The 17,383-nt window shown below is 61.9% G+C and carries 15 protein-coding genes; 11 read left to right on the forward strand and 4 right to left on the reverse strand.

Annotation, left to right across the window (positions count from 1 at the left end; translation table 11 throughout):
• Window positions 1-43: 43 nt before the first annotated feature.
• Entirely contained in the window at window positions 44-328 is a 285-nt protein-coding gene (locus FHT93_RS03860; RefSeq protein WP_183846145.1) for a hypothetical protein, read from the reverse strand.
• 298 nt (window positions 329-626) lie between these two features.
• On the opposite strand from FHT93_RS03860, the gene uvrB reads away from it, so the two are divergent.
• The 7 genes from uvrB (at window position 627) to FHT93_RS03895 (ending at window position 9,285) form a co-directional block, all read left to right on the forward strand.
• A complete protein-coding gene (gene uvrB, locus FHT93_RS03865; RefSeq protein WP_183846146.1) occupies window positions 627-3,593 on the forward strand; it encodes an excinuclease ABC subunit UvrB in 2,967 nt (988 codons plus the stop codon).
• 70 nt (window positions 3,594-3,663) lie between these two features.
• Window positions 3,664-4,113, forward strand: a complete 450-nt coding sequence (locus FHT93_RS03870) for a hypothetical protein (protein ID WP_183846147.1) — start codon at window positions 3,664-3,666, stop codon at window positions 4,111-4,113.
• A gap of 203 nt (window positions 4,114-4,316) precedes the next feature.
• On the forward strand, window positions 4,317-5,891 hold the full coding sequence (locus FHT93_RS03875) for an AAA family ATPase (RefSeq protein ID WP_183846148.1): 1,575 nt from the start codon (window positions 4,317-4,319) through the stop codon (window positions 5,889-5,891).
• 14 nt (window positions 5,892-5,905) lie between these two features.
• Window positions 5,906-6,970 (forward strand): hypothetical protein, encoded by a 1,065-nt coding sequence (locus FHT93_RS03880; protein WP_183846150.1) that lies wholly within the window; start codon window positions 5,906-5,908, stop codon window positions 6,968-6,970.
• A gap of 197 nt (window positions 6,971-7,167) precedes the next feature.
• Complete coding sequence (locus tag FHT93_RS03885) at window positions 7,168-8,133, forward strand: hypothetical protein (RefSeq protein WP_183846152.1); 966 nt, start codon at window positions 7,168-7,170, stop codon at window positions 8,131-8,133.
• Window positions 8,134-8,225: 92 nt separating this feature from the next.
• Window positions 8,226-8,693: a DUF3828 domain-containing protein gene (locus FHT93_RS03890; RefSeq protein WP_183846154.1), complete on the forward strand. Its 468-nt coding sequence runs from the start codon at window positions 8,226-8,228 to the stop codon at window positions 8,691-8,693.
• 205 nt (window positions 8,694-8,898) lie between these two features.
• A complete protein-coding gene (locus FHT93_RS03895) occupies window positions 8,899-9,285 on the forward strand; it encodes a GNAT family N-acetyltransferase (RefSeq protein WP_183846156.1) in 387 nt (128 codons plus the stop codon).
• A gap of 8 nt (window positions 9,286-9,293) precedes the next feature.
• Here the strand turns inward: FHT93_RS03895 and FHT93_RS03900 are convergent, their stop codons facing one another.
• Both FHT93_RS03900 and FHT93_RS03905 read right to left on the reverse strand, forming a co-directional pair.
• Complete coding sequence (locus tag FHT93_RS03900; RefSeq protein WP_183846158.1) at window positions 9,294-9,902, reverse strand: exonuclease domain-containing protein; 609 nt, start codon at window positions 9,900-9,902, stop codon at window positions 9,294-9,296.
• Window positions 9,903-10,166: 264 nt separating this feature from the next.
• A complete protein-coding gene (locus FHT93_RS03905) occupies window positions 10,167-10,493 on the reverse strand; it encodes a hypothetical protein (protein ID WP_112971988.1) in 327 nt (108 codons plus the stop codon).
• Between the two features lie 489 nt (window positions 10,494-10,982).
• Here FHT93_RS03905 and FHT93_RS03910 point away from each other — a divergent pair, with 489 nt between their 5' ends.
• Window positions 10,983-13,886: a winged helix-turn-helix domain-containing protein gene (locus tag FHT93_RS03910; protein ID WP_183846160.1), complete on the forward strand. Its 2,904-nt coding sequence runs from the start codon at window positions 10,983-10,985 to the stop codon at window positions 13,884-13,886.
• Here FHT93_RS03910 and FHT93_RS03915 read toward each other — a convergent pair.
• Complete coding sequence (locus FHT93_RS03915) at window positions 13,863-15,134, reverse strand: MFS transporter (RefSeq protein ID WP_246781537.1); 1,272 nt, start codon at window positions 15,132-15,134, stop codon at window positions 13,863-13,865. The two genes, FHT93_RS03910 and FHT93_RS03915, sit on opposite strands and share 24 nt — an antisense overlap.
• A 110-nt stretch (window positions 15,135-15,244) precedes the next feature.
• Between FHT93_RS03915 and FHT93_RS03920 the strand changes: the two genes are divergently transcribed.
• The 3 genes from FHT93_RS03920 (at window position 15,245) to FHT93_RS03930 (ending at window position 17,375) form a co-directional block, all read left to right on the forward strand.
• Window positions 15,245-16,099: a VOC family protein gene (locus FHT93_RS03920; protein ID WP_183846162.1), complete on the forward strand. Its 855-nt coding sequence runs from the start codon at window positions 15,245-15,247 to the stop codon at window positions 16,097-16,099.
• 71 nt (window positions 16,100-16,170) lie between these two features.
• Window positions 16,171-16,584: a putative quinol monooxygenase gene (locus FHT93_RS03925; protein WP_113203202.1), complete on the forward strand. Its 414-nt coding sequence runs from the start codon at window positions 16,171-16,173 to the stop codon at window positions 16,582-16,584.
• Window positions 16,585-16,655: 71 nt separating this feature from the next.
• The gene (locus FHT93_RS03930; protein WP_183846164.1) at window positions 16,656-17,375 is read left to right on the forward strand and encodes an SDR family oxidoreductase; all 720 of its coding nucleotides are present in this window, start codon (window positions 16,656-16,658) and stop codon (window positions 17,373-17,375) included.
• Window positions 17,376-17,383 lie beyond the last annotated feature (8 nt).

A 17,383-nucleotide genomic window follows, 5' to 3' on the forward strand; every position in this document is an offset into this window, starting at 1 on the left:
ATATTTAAAGATATAAAATCAAGTCGGTTGCTTCTGCCTATTCTCACTCCGTAAAGGTGAGCACCGTCGAGTGACCATTCTCGATATCGACGGCGACAAGGTAGCAACTATGTGTATTGGCTGTGAGTTTTCCGCCTCGCAGGTCCACGGCGACGAAGCAATCCAAGGCGGAGACGGGCGGGAGGATGGCCTTCCAGACGATACGCCCGCTCGCATCGACCCTTATGAGATTCCTGCCGTCCTTCACCTCCTCAAGCATGTAGTCGTAAAGCAGAATGCTTCCCTCGCCGTCGGGAAGATCGATGCGGTCCATGATCTTGTCAGACATCGCGCCTCGCAGTCGCGGCTGGTGTTTCGTTCCTGCTAGCACGCGCAGGGCACTTTTGTGAAATGCGTCTTTTTCCCGCGGTGCGATGGTGAGTTATTCACCGCGTGGACACGCGGTGGCTGGATTCCTGTGACAAGCACAGGAATGAGGGAGCTTGGGTTAGCGCCCCTGCCCAAAACGAGGTCGGCGCCGTTAAGAGACGCCACCCCACTATTCCAAAATCCCGAACGATTCATTCGTTTCCCTTTTGTACTCTCAACCCCTTCCATTTCCGCATGACAGCAGCCATATTCCGCGCATGGCAAAATCTCCGAAGAAATCCCCCGCCTCGAATGGTTTCGAGGAAGCTCCCCAATCGTCCTTTGAAGGCGCCCCGCTCAGCGGCAGTGTCGCCGACTGGGTGAAGCAGCTCGAAGCCGATGCCGAGCAGGCAGGCGTCGAAAGCCAGCGCGAAATCGCCTCCAAGGCGGGCAAGCACCGCAAGAAGGTGGAGAACGAGGCGCGCAAGCATACGGAGGCCGTCAGCGTCAACAAGAAGGCCACCGTCAGCAAGACGGCGCGCGGCGTTTCCATCGGCGGTTCGAGCGACCCGAAGACCCGCGCCGCGGCCGGCCTGAACCCGGTCGCCGGTCTCGATATCTCGCTGGAAGATGCTGGCAGTCTCGCCAATGGCGGCGTCACCGCGACCGTCGAGGCGCTCTCCAAGCTGATCGAAAGCGGCAACCCGCTGCACAAGAACGGCAAGATCTGGACGCCGCACCGCCCTGCCCGGCCGGATAAATCCGAAGGCGGCATCAGCATCCGCATGGCCTCGGAATACAGCCCCGCCGGCGACCAGCCGACGGCGATCCGCGATCTTGTGGGCGGGCTGGAAACGGGCGAACGCAGCCAGGTTCTGCTCGGCGTCACCGGCTCCGGCAAGACCTTCACCATGGCCAAGGTGATCGAGGAAACGCAGCGCCCGGCGCTGATCCTGGCGCCGAACAAGACGCTGGCCGCCCAGCTCTATTCCGAATTCAAGAATTTCTTCCCCGACAATGCGGTGGAATATTTCGTTTCCTACTACGATTATTACCAGCCGGAGGCCTATGTGCCGCGCTCCGACACCTATATCGAGAAGGAAAGCTCCATCAACGAGCAGATCGACCGCATGCGCCACTCGGCGACGCGCTCTCTGCTCGAACGCGACGATTGCATCATCGTCGCCTCCGTCTCCTGCATCTACGGTATCGGCTCGGTCGAAACCTATACGGCCATGACCTTCCAGATGAATGTCGGCGACAGGCTGGACCAGCGCCAGCTGCTGGCCGATCTCGTGGCCCAGCAATACAAGCGCCGCGACATGGATTTCCAGCGCGGCTCCTTCCGCGTGCGCGGCGACACGATCGAGATCTTCCCGGCCCACCTGGAAGACGCGGCCTGGCGCATCAGCATGTTCGGAGACGAGATCGACGCCATCACCGAGTTCGACCCGTTGACCGGCCAGAAGACCGGCGACCTGAAATCGGTGAAGATCTACGCCAATTCGCACTATGTGACGCCGCGCCCGACGCTGAATGCCGCGATCAAATCCATCAAGGAAGAGCTGAAGGGCCGCCTCGTGGAGCTGGAAAAGGCCGGCCGCCTGCTGGAGGCGCAGCGCCTGGAGCAGCGCACCCGCTACGATATCGAGATGCTGGAAGCCACCGGCTCCTGCCAGGGCATCGAGAACTATTCGCGTTACCTCACCGGCCGCGACCCCGGCGACCCGCCACCGACGCTGTTCGAATACGTGCCAGACAATGCCATCGTCTTCATCGACGAAAGCCATGTCACCATTCCGCAGATCGGCGGCATGTACCGGGGCGACTTCAGGCGCAAGGCGACGCTGGCCGAATATGGCTTCCGCCTGCCCTCCTGCATGGATAACCGCCCGCTGCGCTTCGAGGAATGGGACGCCATGCGCCCGGATACGGTCGCCGTGTCGGCAACCCCCGGCGGCTGGGAAATGGAACAGGCCGGCGGCGTCTTCGCCGAACAGGTCATCCGCCCGACCGGCCTCATCGATCCGCCCGTCGAGGTGCGCTCCGCCCGCAGCCAGGTGGACGACGTGCTCGGCGAAATCCGCGAGACGGCCGCCAAGGGCTATCGCACCCTCTGCACCGTGCTGACCAAGCGCATGGCCGAGGACCTGACCGAATACCTGCATGAACAGGGCGTGCGCGTGCGCTACATGCACTCCGACATCGACACGCTGGAGCGTATCGAGATCATCCGCGACCTGCGCCTCGGCGCATTCGACGTGCTCGTCGGCATCAACCTCCTGCGCGAGGGCCTGGATATTCCCGAATGCGGCTTCGTCGCCATTCTCGATGCCGACAAGGAAGGCTTCCTGCGCTCCGAAACCTCGCTGATCCAGACGATCGGCCGCGCGGCGCGTAACGTCGACGGCAAGGTCATCCTCTATGCCGACAACATTACCGGCTCCATGCAGCGCGCCATGGACGAGACGGCCCGCCGCCGCGAAAAGCAGGTGGCCTATAACGAAGAGCACGGCATCACGCCCGAAAGCGTCAAGGCCAAGATCTCCGATATCCTCGACTCCGTCTACGAACGCGACCACGTCCGCGCCGATATATCCGGCGCCTCCGGCAAGGGTTTTGCCGACGGCGGCAACCTCGTGGGCAACAACCTGCAGGCCCATCTCAACGCGCTGGAAAAGTCCATGCGCGACGCCGCCGCCGACCTCGACTTCGAAAAGGCCGCCCGGCTGCGCGACGAAATCAAACGCCTCAAGGCCGTCGAACTCGCCGCCATGGACGACCCGCTGGCAAGAGAGGAAGCCAAGGCGATGGAAGGCATCAGGCGAAACGCCAAGGCGACCCGGGAATCCCTTCCCCCCAGCGCGGGGAAGGTGCCCGGCAGGGCGGATGAGGGGGCCACACCCACCTCCCCCTCCTACTTCGCCAAACCCGAACTGGACGAAATGGGCGGCCGCAACGCCCGCCCGGTCCCCGCCGACGGCCAGACCCTCTTCCGCCGCAACACGCTGGACGAGATGACTGTGGGCAGGACGGAAAAGCCGGTGACCGGGCATGTGCCGGAGAAGCCGGACGCAGCCAAGGGCACGAACCGGTTTTCGCCGTTGCTCGAAGGCCAGCCGGAACGCGACGACGGCACCCGCCCGCTGGTGCGCGGCAAGACGGGTGTCGGGAGCTACGAGGACCCGGTCGACCAAAAGCGCAAGGGCCGCACGAAGAACAAGACCGGCCGGCCCGGCCGGTAATAAAGACGTTTCTTTTGCCGCCTATAAACGCCTGACACGATCAGGCGTTTAAGCCCCGAAGGAAACAGCGATGTCCTTTACCCTCCTGCGCTACATCCCCGCCGATCCCCATTGGCAACCCACCCCGGAAGCCGCCGCCAGGGCGGTCTCCCTGCTGGAAACGATGGCGCTCAAAGCGGACGAGATAAAATCGCGCTTCGAGGACAAGGTGCGCTTCTTCGACCCCGGCGAGAACTGGTCCGGCGTCGAATGCTACGCCTGCGGCGCGGATGCCTCGGGATGGTGGGGCCGCGCGATGGATGCGGCTTATGCAGCCGGGTTCAGGGATCTGGAGACCCCGGCGCCGTGCTGCGGCAAGACGGTGTCATTGAACGAGCTGCGCTATGGTTTGCCGGCTGCGTTCGGGCGGTTTGCGCTGGAGGTGAGGAATCCGGAGACGGCGGATCCCACCGAAGAGCAGGATCGGGCGGTGGGGGAATATGTGGGAATGCCGGTGCGGAAGGTTTGGGCGCATTATTAGGTGGTGGTGGATTGCCAATGTCATCTCTCTGCGACTTCGCCCGCAGCCGCCGATGTCCACTCCAATCTCACGCCTGCGAACCTGGAGGATAACAAAAAAGGATTTCATCAACGTCATTGCAACTTATCGATGTGGAATGTAAGGGAGCGATTAGTAATTACGCGATACTATCCGTTAAGATGAATCGGCCACAGTTTCTAAAGATGAAGATCAGCTATTCGGTACAAAATCTTCGACGCCTTACATCGGTCCCCATGATCGAACTAAGGCCAATTACTTTATTGCTTGGCCGGAACAGTGTGGGAAAGAGTACATTTTTACGATCGTTTCCTCTTATCAGGCAATCAGTTGAAACGAATGCTAGCGCGCCGATCCTGTGGTACGGCGACCACGTCGACTTCGGAAACTTCAAAAGCGCTGTATCTGATAATGACGTCGACAAACAAATTACGTTCTCGTTTGAAATCGACAACTTCACCTCCCCAGTCATTGCCAGCAATTACCTCAAATCTTTAAAAGCTACGGCGTCGCGGACGAAAGAATTCGGGAAGGTTATCGCCCGCTATGCAGTTCGTGGCGCTGAAGACGCCACCCAGCGCCACAGCTTAACGCTTGAAATTGCTGAGATAGAGGCCAAGCTTTGTTTGAAATTTGACAGATCAAATCGGTTTGTGTCGGAAGTCATACTTAATGACAAACATTTCAGCGCACTCACTGAGGAAAGCGGTCTATATATCCCATCGGACAAGATTTTCGGCACACCACTGTTCTTTTCTCGAAAGGACAACCTGCTCATTTCAGGAGGCCGCGTTACTGTTTTTCAGCGACTTCTCGTGAAAGAACTAAATTCTGTAGTGGACGGACGAATCGGTCATGCTCGAATTGCTAAGGAAGCCAGCCGCATCCTCGACAAGAAGATTCTAAATAAAGAAGCCTTAGCCTCGCTTCAGTGGACCGATACGCAAGCTTTCCGGAATATATATGCGAGTCTTGGCCGTTCACCGGATAGCATTTTAGCGCAAAGACTAGATGCAATTTGCCGTGCAAATCATGCTTTCATTTTGATGGAAGCTCTGAACAACGCGCTCGACGGGTACTTCCAAGGGGTGGAGTACATTGGGCCTGCGCGTGCGCGAAGTGAACGGTACTATAGACAGCAAGAATTGGCCGTTTCAGAAATCTCCCCTGACGGCCGTAATCTTCCGATGTTTCTTGCGTCGCTGGACGCGCGAAAGCTTAACGAGCTCTCCTCCTGGGTCGAGCGCGCATTCGATTACGGGATTAGCGTCCACAAAGAAGGGGGACATATTAGCATTAATCTTGAGCAAAACGGAAAGTCGATCAACGTTCTCGACACAGGGTACGGTGTGTCCCAAGTGTTGCCAGTCCTAACACAAATCTGGTGGATGCAGCAAAAAGACAGGGCTCGGAGAGCGCAATCTACTCGGCTGGACATTTTCAGGGTCCAAACGTTGTTGATCGAGCAACCGGAGCTCCATCTTCACCCCGCTCACCAGGCGCTATTGGCGGATGTATTTGCTGAGGCGATAGCAGACGAGGAAGCACCGGCACTCTCGTTCCTGATTGAAACCCACAGCGAAAGCATGATCAATCGCATAGGTGAATTGATCTCGACGGGTACCGTTCAAGCCGAAAAAGTTCAAATAGTCATCTTTGGGGATTCCTCGGACAGTTTGACCTCCAGCGACGTGACTCTTGCGACGTTTGACCAAGAGGGCGTTCTCCAAAACTGGCCCTACGGTTTCTTTAATTATTAACGCCTGGTGTTTGGATGATCGTGACGATTGATGCAACCACGGGCGAGTTCGGTGCCGCTAACGCAGCCGAGATGGAGTATCTATTCTCCGAAGTCCTCCGAGCAAGTATTCTAGGCAAGCACTTCGTCTTGCTCGACCGCGTCACATGTGATTGGGCGATGGGCAATTTAACTCTCGGCGCTCAGTACCAAGCCCATCTGCAGTTGCTTAAGCAAGAATTTACTCAGCGGGGAGCCATTCGAGCGGTGGCCGGTCAAATTCTCTCCATCAAGATTGGGGGAAATGGGCTGCAACCCGTCACCTCCCAGAAGTACGAAATCGGCCACAGGACTCTTTTGCAGGGAAACTACCTAGATGTGGCGGTGTTGCTTGTAGCAAATACAGCCAATGATGGAGAATTTTTAAAACAAATACTTAACATGACTAAACGAAATCATCCGATCGGGCATTTTGCGTTTGTTGTACGTCACGGGGGCGGATCGACAATTGTTGAATGTTTTAATGAGGAGCTGAATGCGCAGCGAATCACTATCTGTATTGTCGATAGCGATAGGCTTTCTCCACACAATTTTTCATCAACGACAGTAAGAGCTCTTCAAGCTTCAGCAAATCAAAACGCCTACGTCGGCGGTATATTTCCCACACCATGCAGAGAGATCGAAAATTTCATCCCCCTGGACTTAATAGAACGACATCGCCTTTGCCCCACTTATCCCGATTTTCAGAAATTAAAAGCGATCCTCCAGCGCCAAGATATTCAAGACGACGCACATAACGCGTGCTGGCTTTATTTCGATCTGAAAATGGGACTGTCGGGGCCAGCTTTATTGGCAAAGGGATTACAGGCAGATATCGAAGCGTGGATTCAACAACACTTCACGCCCGATAGCGAAACCTTCAATCAGACCAACATAGCCGGGTTCGGTACAAACATTTTGCGCACGTTCTTGAACTCAAACCCAGCAATGCGTGACTACAATGACTTCACCAAGACCTCGTTTTGGGCTGCTGTGTTTGCTCCACTCTTCGAAAAGATCGCATGGTTCCTTGCCGCCGACAAACGGAAAGCAGCCGTTTGATGCAAGGGAACCCAAAAATGGCACCTACACAAGCACGCGCGGCCATTTGTCTATATAGTAGGAAGTTGGCTGGATAGCTTCAATCCGGTCATTACTATTCCGTTTCATCCGCCACGCTCATTGCCCCCGCACCATCCCCGCCCTACCTCCACCCTGCCCCGCATTCGCGGGCACACCACCACACCCTGGAGCAACACATGGCGGCCTATACGACCGATGATGCGATGCGGGAGCTAGGTTCCATCCTCGCCAAAGCACCGGCAGGCGCGGTCAGTGGCCAATGGGAAGCGACCACCATGCAGGCCGGGCATTCCTCCCGCACGGGCGGCTTTCGCGATGCCGCTGGAAACCATGTGGAGGAAAGCAGGCCAGATAGCCTGAGCCGCATCGCCGATATCGTCGAGAAGCTGGAGGCCGGCGCGGCTGACGGTGGCAATGGCCCCGGCTTCAACAAGGTGGTGATCCGCTGGAAGAAGCCGAAGATTCCCTTCATGCGCGGTCAGGTGACGATCGAGACCAGCTTTGACCGGTCGATCGTGCCGCGCGGTGTCGATGATCCCGTCTATGAGGCGGCGGCATCGGTGCGGCGCGCCTTCTGGCAGTCCCGCGGCGCCGTCGATGCCGGCTTTGCCGCCGAGCGCGGTACGCCCAACAGCTATAACCAGACGAAATGGTTCGGCCCGCATCGCCGGGTGCTTTCGATCCGCGGTCGCGGCAACGATGGCGTCGCAGTGCTGCTGCTCGCCACCGACGGGCTTTCCACGCCCTGGGCGGGCATATCCGAGCCGGAGAACGGCGTCGAATGCGAGCTCTTCATGGAATTTGACGATAACGCGCTGGATGCCGAGGGCATCGACAGCTGGGGCAATCTGCTGATCAGCATCGGCGATCTCGTGGCCGATGGCCATCGGGTGGCTCGTGACGTGGAGCGTCACGGCGCCGTTCTCTTCTGCCGGCTGACGGAGGATTATCGGCCGTTTCAGCACATCATGCTGAGCCGCGATAACGGTCGCATCGAGGGCCTGCCTTTCGGTGTCGTGCCGCTGATCCGCGTGACCCCTGTGACCGAAGCCGAACTTGAGGGACAGGACCTCGACGAGGAATGGGGCGTGACGGCGGCCCGCAATATACTCGCCAGCCGTGGCCTTTCGCCGGCGCTGTGACGGCGCGTTCGGCGGCACTTCTTTTCACGAAACACCCTCCCTCCGCACCCGCGACTCCTGCTACACATCCTCACTCAGCAGAAGGAGCGCACATGCGCCTGTCCACCCTTATCCTCGGCCTAGCCCTGTCGGCGCTGATCGCCTCCTCGGGTTTCGCCGCGACCTACAAGACCCCGGAAGCGCTGCTTGACGCCCTCTACAGCTTCGACACGGACAAAGCTGGCGATGACGGCCCCTCGCCCTATTCGGCCTTCTTCTCCGATCATCTGAACGAGATGCTGCAGGCCGATATCGACAACACGCCGGATGGAGAAGTCGGCGCGATCGATTTCGATCCCGTCATTGCCGGACAGGATGGCAAGGCAAGCAATGTCGAGATCGGCAAGCCGATCCTGCTGGACGACCGGGCCGAGCTGGAGGTGCAGTTCCGCAACGGCCAAGTGGTGACGCTCTATTACACGCTGGTGAAGGAACATGGCGGCTGGAAGGTGGAGGATATCGCCGACCAGCAGGGCGAACAGCCGTGGAGCCTGAGTGCGCTGCTGAGTGAAACGCAGTAGGGGGTCCTGTTGGCTCCTGGATGGGTGCCCGCCAGTGACCTCATGCCCTCCTCGCATCGGCACGAGGGCATGAAAATGGCGGGGAAGCTTCGCCCCGCCCACGGCCGACCTCTTCCGGCCCCAACCGTCCGGTCGATGATGCGCTACGGCCGCGTTCCGCTATGCTGGGACTCGCGCCTCCCACCGCCACAACCGGAAACAGCCCATGCCAGACATCCGCATCGACCCTTTCCCCTCGCCTGAAGAATTCGCCGCCCTCTGGCCGGCCGCCTGGGACGGTGCAGAGGCGCCGGATTTCACCCGTATCCTGTCGCGCAGCCTTTCTCATCTCGGCGCTTATCATGACGGGCGGCTGATCGGCTTCGTCAATGTCGCCTGGGATGGCGGCATCCATGCCTTCCTCCTCGACACCACGGTGCATCCTGATTTGCGCCGGCAGGGTATCGCGACAGCGATTGTGGTGGAGGCGGTGCGGGTTGCCGGGGAGCGCGGGGCGGAATGGCTGCATGTCGATTTCGAGCCGCATCTGCAGGGCTTTTACCACGCCTGCGGTTTCAGGCCGACCGAGGCCGGCTTGATACGGCTGACCTAGAGCCGTGCTTAAGACAGAAGCGGCCGGTAGCCGCCGCCGGGCTCGCGCCGGGTCAGGAAGAAATGCAGGAGGTTGGCATAGCCGCGGGCATCGTCGATGGCGCGGTGCGTGTGCGGCACGTTGCCCAGCCACTCGCGCGGATAATGGGCGATATCGCATTCCCACGGGCTGCGCCCCGTCGCGCCCGCCACCAGCGACATGATGCAGAGCGGCGGATGGCGAAACAGGCGGTCGGCGATCCACGGCCCTTCGAATAGCGGCCGGCCGGTGAAGCGCTTCAGGTAATGATCGAGCCAGGGAGCGTCGAGCGTCACGGGATGGGCGGCAAAGATCGGCTCGGCCCGGAAGGCCTTCACCCAAGCGGTGAAGCGGGCCATGACCTCGGCAGCAGGCTCGGGATTTTCAGTCGCGGCCGCGAAGGCCTGCGGATGCGCCTGCCAGAAGGCCGTGGTCACGGGGTCGCGTCCGGCACCCTCGAGCGGCTGCAGCACGGCTTCGAATTCACCGAGCATCTGGCCGGTCTCGGAAACGGCGACGGAGGCGAAGGACAGCATCGAATGGGTGCCCGGTATCGGGCCGTCGAATTCGCAATCGGTGACGATGTAGATATGCGGCACGCGCGGTATGCTCCTGCTTCGGTGGTTGGGGGAGCATAGCGGGATATTTGCGCGTTGCCATCGGCTTTGGGATTTGGCGCCGCACTTCCTTCTGCAGAGCAATCGCCTGGCATGGGAGCGCTCAAACGCGGGCGCCCAACCTGCCCTCCCTTTCAACCGCCTGCGATGCTGCTCGCCCAATCACCCCATGCGACACGAAAACGCCCGGCCACATCATGATGACCGGGCATCTTCTCGACCCGCGCCGTATCAGGCTTAGTGGGTTCAGTTGTTGTGCGCTGCGCAGGCCTCGTCCATCGGCGTTGCATTGCTGGTGCCGCCCTGGGTCTGCAGCTTGCCGGGACCGGTGCCGCTGCTGCTTGCAGGGTCGGGGCAGTGAACCTTGTTCGACTTCATGCTGCCCATTTTCGTGCTGCCGGTCTTCATCTTGTCCGTTGCGACAGGCTTCTTGGCTTTGACGCCGGCGCCGCCGCCGGAATCAGTGGTGTTCTTGTCCATGGTGGCGCCTGTCGGGGCGGGGTTGGACTGGGCGAAGGCCGATGTGGCCATGCCAAGGGCGAGCAGCGTTACTGCGACAATTTTCGTGCGCATCGGTATTCTCCTGATGAGATCAGTTGCTGGTAGTTAAGGAACCGACGATCGCAGACATTGTTCCCATGAATTTGATCATGCTGCCCGGGCCTTGCCCCCTTCTCAATTTTCGAGCAAGCACCATCTCTGATGTCAATCACCAATGTTCGATCGTTTCGGAACGGCCAGAGGGGAAACAGGCCGCATAAGAGGCGCGGAGGAAACGATCCGCCGCACCCGCCAAAAACCACCTCCAGCCCGGAAAACCCCGCCGGGCTTTTTCTTGGCCCGGCTGCCACAGCGCGCCCTCATCCCTCCGCCATACCTGCAGGCTGCGCCGGTGCGGTCCATCGCGTTTCTCCCGTCAAAACCGCCCGATCCTTTCGGGCTCCACGGCGCGGCGCCGGAAGGCAGCCGGATCAGAATTCGGGGCCATGGTTTTTGCGCCTTGTGGCGGTTATCATCGCGGCCTGGAGACCCGTCAGGGCCTTGGTGTCTGGAGCTTCGACCTTGCGTTCCTATTCCTTCGGGCCGTACATCCTCACTCCTGAGCGGCAGTCGCTGGTGAAAAACGAGCGGCCGGTGCGCCTCGGCAGCCGTGCGCTGGAGATCCTGGCAGCCCTGGTGGAACGTCCCGGCGAAATCCTCGGCAAGACCGAACTCGTCTCGCGCGCCTGGCCGGAAACCTTTGTCGAGGAAAGCAATCTCAAGGTCACGGTCTCGGCCATTCGCCGCGCGCTCGGCGATGCCGCCACCGATATCAGCTATATCGCGACGGTGAGCGGCCGCGGCTATCGCTTCGTCTCGCCGGTGCAGGTCTCCTGGGATGGAGAAAAGCCGGTGCCTGCCGCAGCCATGCCGCCGCGTGCCCATAACCTGCCGGTTTCCACGACGCGGCTGGTGGGCAGAAGCGATGCGGTGAAGACGGCGCTGGATGTTCTCGCCCATTCCCGCCTTGTGACGATCGTCGGTCCCGGCGGCATCGGCAAGACCCGGTTGGCGCTTGCCGCCGCCGATGAGCTGACAGGCGCCTGTGAACACGGCATCTGGTTCGTCGATCTGGCACGGGTCAGCGATGCGGCGCTGGTGCCGACCTCTATTGCCGCGGCGCTGGGGCTCAGGGTGCATTCGGCCAATATCGAGGCAGCCCTTGCCGCCTTTGCCGCCGATCGCGAACTCACGCTGATCCTCGACAATTGCGAGCATGTGATCGAGGCGGCCGCCGCCTGCACCGAAATGCTGCTTGCCGCCGCACCAAGGCTGCGCATTCTCGCGACCAGCCGCGAGCCGCTGCGTATCTCGGCCGAACAGCTCTACCGCCTGCCGCCGCTCGAAACGCCGCCGCAGGGCATCGCGCTCTCCGCCGCCGAGGCGCTGGCCTTCCCGGCCGTCGAGCTCTTCGTCGAGCGCGCCGCCAAGAGCTTTGCCGGTTTCGAACTCGGGGATGCCGACGCGCCTATCGTTGCCGAAATCTGCCGCAAGCTGGATGGGCTGGCGCTGGCGATCGAACTCACCGCGCCCCGGCTCGATGCCTTCAGCGCCGGCGAGCTGCTCGATCTTCTCGCCGAACAGTCGCATCTGTGCAGCCTGCGCTCCGGCCCCGACCGCCACCATACGCTGGCCGCAACGCTCGACTGGAGCTACGGGCTGCTGGCCGAGCCCGAACGCATGCTCCTGCGGCGGCTCTCGGTTTTCGCCGGCGCCTTCAGCCTGGAATCGGCCTGCGCCGTCGCGGTCGACAAGGGCCATGCGCGGGCGCAGTGCATGCATGGCGTCGCAAATCTCGTCGCCAAATCGCTGATCGCCATCGAGCGCGGCGAACTCGGCACGCAATACCGGCTGCTCGACATGACGCGCCGCTACGCCCTGCAGAAACTGGCCGAGAGCGGCGAGCACGAGGCGTTGCGCCAGCGCCATGCCGAACACCTCCTGGCGCTTGCCGAACGCGCCGAGGCCGAGTGGAAGATCCGCCCGACGGCGCAGTGGCTCGCCGAATATGGCAGCAAGGTCGATGATATCCGCCTGGCGCTCGGCTGGGCCTTTTCCGGCAGCCGCACCACCGCGCTCGCCGTGGCGCTGACGGTCGCCGCAATTCCCTTCTGGGAGCATCTGTCGCTCGTCGAGGAATGCCGCGTCCGCGTCGAGGGCGCGCTCGGCAAATCCCTTGCCGGTCACAGAAGCCTGCGCGACGAGATGAAGCTGCATCTGGCGCTCGGCACGGCGCTCTTTCACACCTGCGGGCCGCTTCCGGAGGTCAAGGCCGCCTGGACGATGGCGCTCGATTGCGCCGAAGCGCTCGACGATGTCGAAAGCCAGATGAGCTGCCTCTGGGGCCTCTGCGACTACGCCACCTGGACCGGCGACCACCGCACGACGCTCTCAACCGCCGAAAGGATCAGAAAGCTCGCCGAGAGCATCGGCGATCTGGCCGCCCGCACCAATGTCGAGCGGCAGACGGGAACGGCGCTGCGCTATCTCGGCGAACTCGGCAAGGCCCGCCGTCATTTCGAACGCATGATCGCCCGTTACGTGCCGCCGGTGACACGTTCGGATATTGCCCGCTTCCAGCTCGACCCGCGCTCGGCCGCCCGCGGCACGCTTGCCAATGTGCTCTGGCTGCAGGGCCATCCGGAAAAGGCCGTCGCCATGGCCGAACGCCAGCTGCAGGAGGCGCGCGCCGCCCAGCACGCGCTGGCGCTCTGCAATGCCCTCATCCACACCACCTGCCCGATCGCGCTCTGGACCGGAGACCTCGCGGGCGCCGAGCCCATGCTCGCCACCATCGAGCTGCACATGGCCGAACATGCGATGACGATCTGGATGGCCATGGGCCGCTGCCTGCGTGCCGACTGGCTGCTGCAGGGCGGCAATCCCACCGGGCTTGCCCTGATGAAGGGCGCGCTCGACGAGCTGGATGAGGTGGGCTTCCGCATGCGCTGCCCCTTCTACGCAGGCATTTACGCCGCCGGGCTCGGCGAATACGGCGATGCCTCGGCCGGGCTTGCGGCCATCGAGACGGCCATCGCGCGCGCCGCCTCGACAGGCGAATTCTGGTGCATGCCGGAGCTCTTGCGCATCAAGGCCGATCTGCTGCGCCGGGAAAGTGCCGCACGCACGGTAGAGGACCGCGAAGCGCTCTATCTGCAGGCGCTCGATCTCGCCCAACGGCAAGGTGCGCTCTCATGGGAGTTGCGCATCGCGACGACGCTTGCCGAGGAGTGGTTCTGGCAGGGGCACGGCGCAAGGGCGAGCGATCTGCTGGCGCCTATCCATCGGCGCTTCGCAGACGGTTGCGAGACCAGCGACCTCATCCGCGCCCGCCTGCTCCTCGATGCCCTGCCGGCCGCAAGCGAAGGACACCGCCTTGCCGGCCAGCCGCATCAAGGCCTGTCACGCCCCGACGCGCTCGGGTGAGCGTATGCCGCGATCGAGCATCAGCAGAAGCGGCGCAATCGCCCCGATACAGGCAAAGACCGTCAGCGCCTCATCGTAGCGCGTTCCTCCATCGGCCAGGAAATGCAGCATGGCCGGGCCGAGGCCTGCGCCCATTGTCAGCGCCATGTAGTTGATGCCGAAAAGCTTGCCGAAGCTGCGCATGCCGAACCGCCGCGCCAGCAGGAAACCGATCGCATCGCCCTCCGCCCCGGTGGCGAGGCCGAAGAACACGGCACTGACATAGGCCGCCGCCTGCCCCTCCGAATTCAGAAGGATCAGATGGCCGACAACGGGTGCGAGGAAAGCGAGCGCCGTCAGCGGCACCGGCGGAAACCTGTCGAGCAGCGCCCCGAAGCCGAGGCGCATGACGATGAAGGAGAGCCCCACCATGCTCATCACGAAGGCCGCTTGCGCAGGCGCCGCACCACGGTCGGCGAGCTGCACCGGCAGCGAGATCGAACCTGCTGCCGCCGCGAAATAATTGAGGAAGAAGGCGGCCAGCATCAGCCAGAAACTCGATGTCCTCAGCGCCTGCGGCACGTCATGCCCCTCGCTGCGTGCAGCCTTGCTTGCCGCCGGCGGATCGCGGATGACGAAGAAGGCGACGGGCAGCGTGATCGCCATTGCCGCGATGCCGGCCGCAACGAAGGCGAAACGCCATCCCCAGAGCGAAATGATGAAGGCAAGTGCCGGCGGAACCGTGGCGATCCCGAGCCCGACGAAGGAGAGCATGATGCCGAGCGCAAGGCCGCGCCGTGCGCTGAACCAGCCGACGATCACATAGGTATAGGGCACCCCGGTCTGCGCAGCACCTAGCAGGCTCGCGATGGTGACGGCGGCGACGAAGGCTTGCAGGCTGTGCGATGTGATGCCGACGGCGGTCAGCCCGAGGGCCATCAGGATCGAGGATGCGATCAGCACCCGGCGCGGCCCGAACCGATCCGTCAGCGCGCCGACGACGGGCGACATCAGCCCGTTGACGATGGCGATCGGCGCCACGACGGCGGCGACCGCCGTCCGGTCCCAGCCGGTATCCTCGACAATCGGCAGGATGAAGACGCTGAAACCGTAGATCAGCACGATGCCGATGCTGAAATACATGCCGAGCCCCGAGCCGACCACGATCGCCGCCGGCCCGAGCCACGCTGTCCTTCTCTCCATGTCATCCCCTCCGGGCGCCAGCCCCCAGCGGCCGGTTTCCTTCTGGTGAAAGGTGAAACGGCCCATGCGCCTTCACCGAATTTCCCCGATCTTCACCCCGGCCGCAAGCGCCGCCGATCTAGAATTCCATCAATTGCCCGAACAGCAAAACCATCCGATATCCCGAGGAGAGAAGCATGTCACACGAGCAGATGAGCCAAAACCAGCCCGAAAACCCCGATCGCCGCACCGTACTGCGCGCCGCCGGCGGCGTTGCGATCGGCGGCATGGCCGCAGCCCTTTCGGTCAGCACCAAGGTGTCGGCGCAGCAGGCGCCGGCAGCTGCCCGCGACCCCGGTTCGCTCGGCGCCCGCCTGCAGGGCGTCCAGCATTTCGGCCTCACCGTGCAGAACATGGAGCGCGCCTATGAATTCTACACCGCCGTTCTCGGCGGCACGGAAGTCTTCCGCCACGGCGATTTCCAGGGTGATGCGGTGCAGAACACGCTGCTGGCCGACCAGGAGATCATCGCCAATACCCTCGGCGTCAATCCGCGCACCATCGGCGTGCCGGATCTGCGCGGCGGCGCCCAGCGCCTCGACGTGCGCTTCATCCAGTTCGACAATGTGGTGATCGAACTCCTGCAATATCGCGATGCCGACCAGCCGATGGGCGGCCCGAAAGCCTTTGCCGAGCCGGTGGAGCATATGAGCCCGGCCTTCCCGCGCATGATGCATATCTGCTTCTATGTGCGTGACGATGTCGACTTCAACCAGTTCATCACCGATCTCGAAGCGGAATCCGCCCGGCGCGGCATGACGCAGGTGCGCGCAAACCGCATCATCCGCGTCACCACGGAAGAGGAACGCAAGGCAGCGCCCCAGGACACCAACACCAACAAGGTGACGGTCGCCCCCTCCGACGGCTGGGAACTGATCTACTGCAAGGGCCCGGAAGGCGAACAGCTGGAATTCGTCAAAGCGCTCGGCCCGGTGAAGAAGCGCTTCGCCGACGCGCATGACGCGCATATGCGCCTCGCGAGCGCGAACTAAGCCCATCCCGCAATATTCGACATCCAGACCGCGGCTCCGTTGCGGGCCTTCGCGGGACAAGGAGACATGCCATGAAAACTCTTGCCTATCTGCAGATTTCGGCCCTCCTGCTTTCGGGCCTTTTTCCAGGCCTCGCCGCCGCCGAGGGCGGACCGGGCGCCGGCTATGCGAAGATCTCTGACGGCGCCTATTCGATCGTCGCCGAAGTGCGCGCCAAGCCCGGCAAGGAGGCCGAACTTCGCGCCGTCACCCTGCCCCTGATCGACCTCGTGCGCGGCGATCCCGCCAATCTCGTCTACTTCCTGCAGGAAAACCGGGAAAGCCCCGGCCATTTCATCTTCTACGAGATCTTCGCCAATCAGGCCGATTTCGAGGCTCACAACGCCATGCCCTACGTGAAGGACTGGTTCGCCAAGCTGCCCGATCTCGCCGATGGCGGCGTCAAGGTGATGCGCATGGAAGTGCTCGCACCCGCAGGCAAATAGCGGAAAACACAGGCAAGGAAACAGCGTCACCGCCAGGTGACGCAATCCTCAACGGATCAGGGAGTGGCGACATGAGACTTGAGGGCAAGGTCGCGTTGATCACGGGAGCGGCAGGCGGCATCGGCCATGCGGTGGCCGGCCTCTTCGCCACCGAAGGCGCCATTGTGATCGCCGCCGATATCAAGCTGCCGCAAAAACCCTATGCCGGCGATGTCGAGACGATCATGCTCGATGTGACCCGCGAGGAACAATGGGCATCGGCCGTCGCTGCCATCGTGCGCAAGCACGGCCGTCTCGACGTGCTGATCAACAATGCCGGCATCATCGCCTACGAGCCGCTGGACAAGCTGGAAATGAAGGACTGGCAGAAGATGATCGCCGTCGACCAGACCGGCGTCTTCCTCGGCATGCGCGAGGCGGTGCGCGTCATGCGCAAGCAGCAGGCAGGCGCGATCGTCAATATTTCCTCGATCTGGGGCAGCGCCGCGGTCCCGGGCGCCCATAGCTATCATGCCGCCAAGGGCGCGGTGCGCAACATGTCGAAGAACGCCGCCATGACCTATGCCGGCGAGGGAATCCGCGTCAATTCCGTCCATCCCGGATTCATCCACACGCCGCTGACCGACGCCCAGAACCCGGACCTGAACAGGATCGTCATCGACACGACCCCGATGAAACGCGGCGGCCAGCCGATCGAGATCGCCTATGGCTGCCTGTTCCTCGCCTCCGACGAGGCAAGCTTTGTCACCGGGGCGGAACTGAACATCGACGGCGGCTATCTCGCGCAGTAGCGCCGGGC

Source organism: Rhizobium sp. BK379 (assembly GCF_014193955.1).
In the GTDB taxonomy this organism is placed as follows: Bacteria; Pseudomonadota; Alphaproteobacteria; order Rhizobiales; family Rhizobiaceae; genus Rhizobium.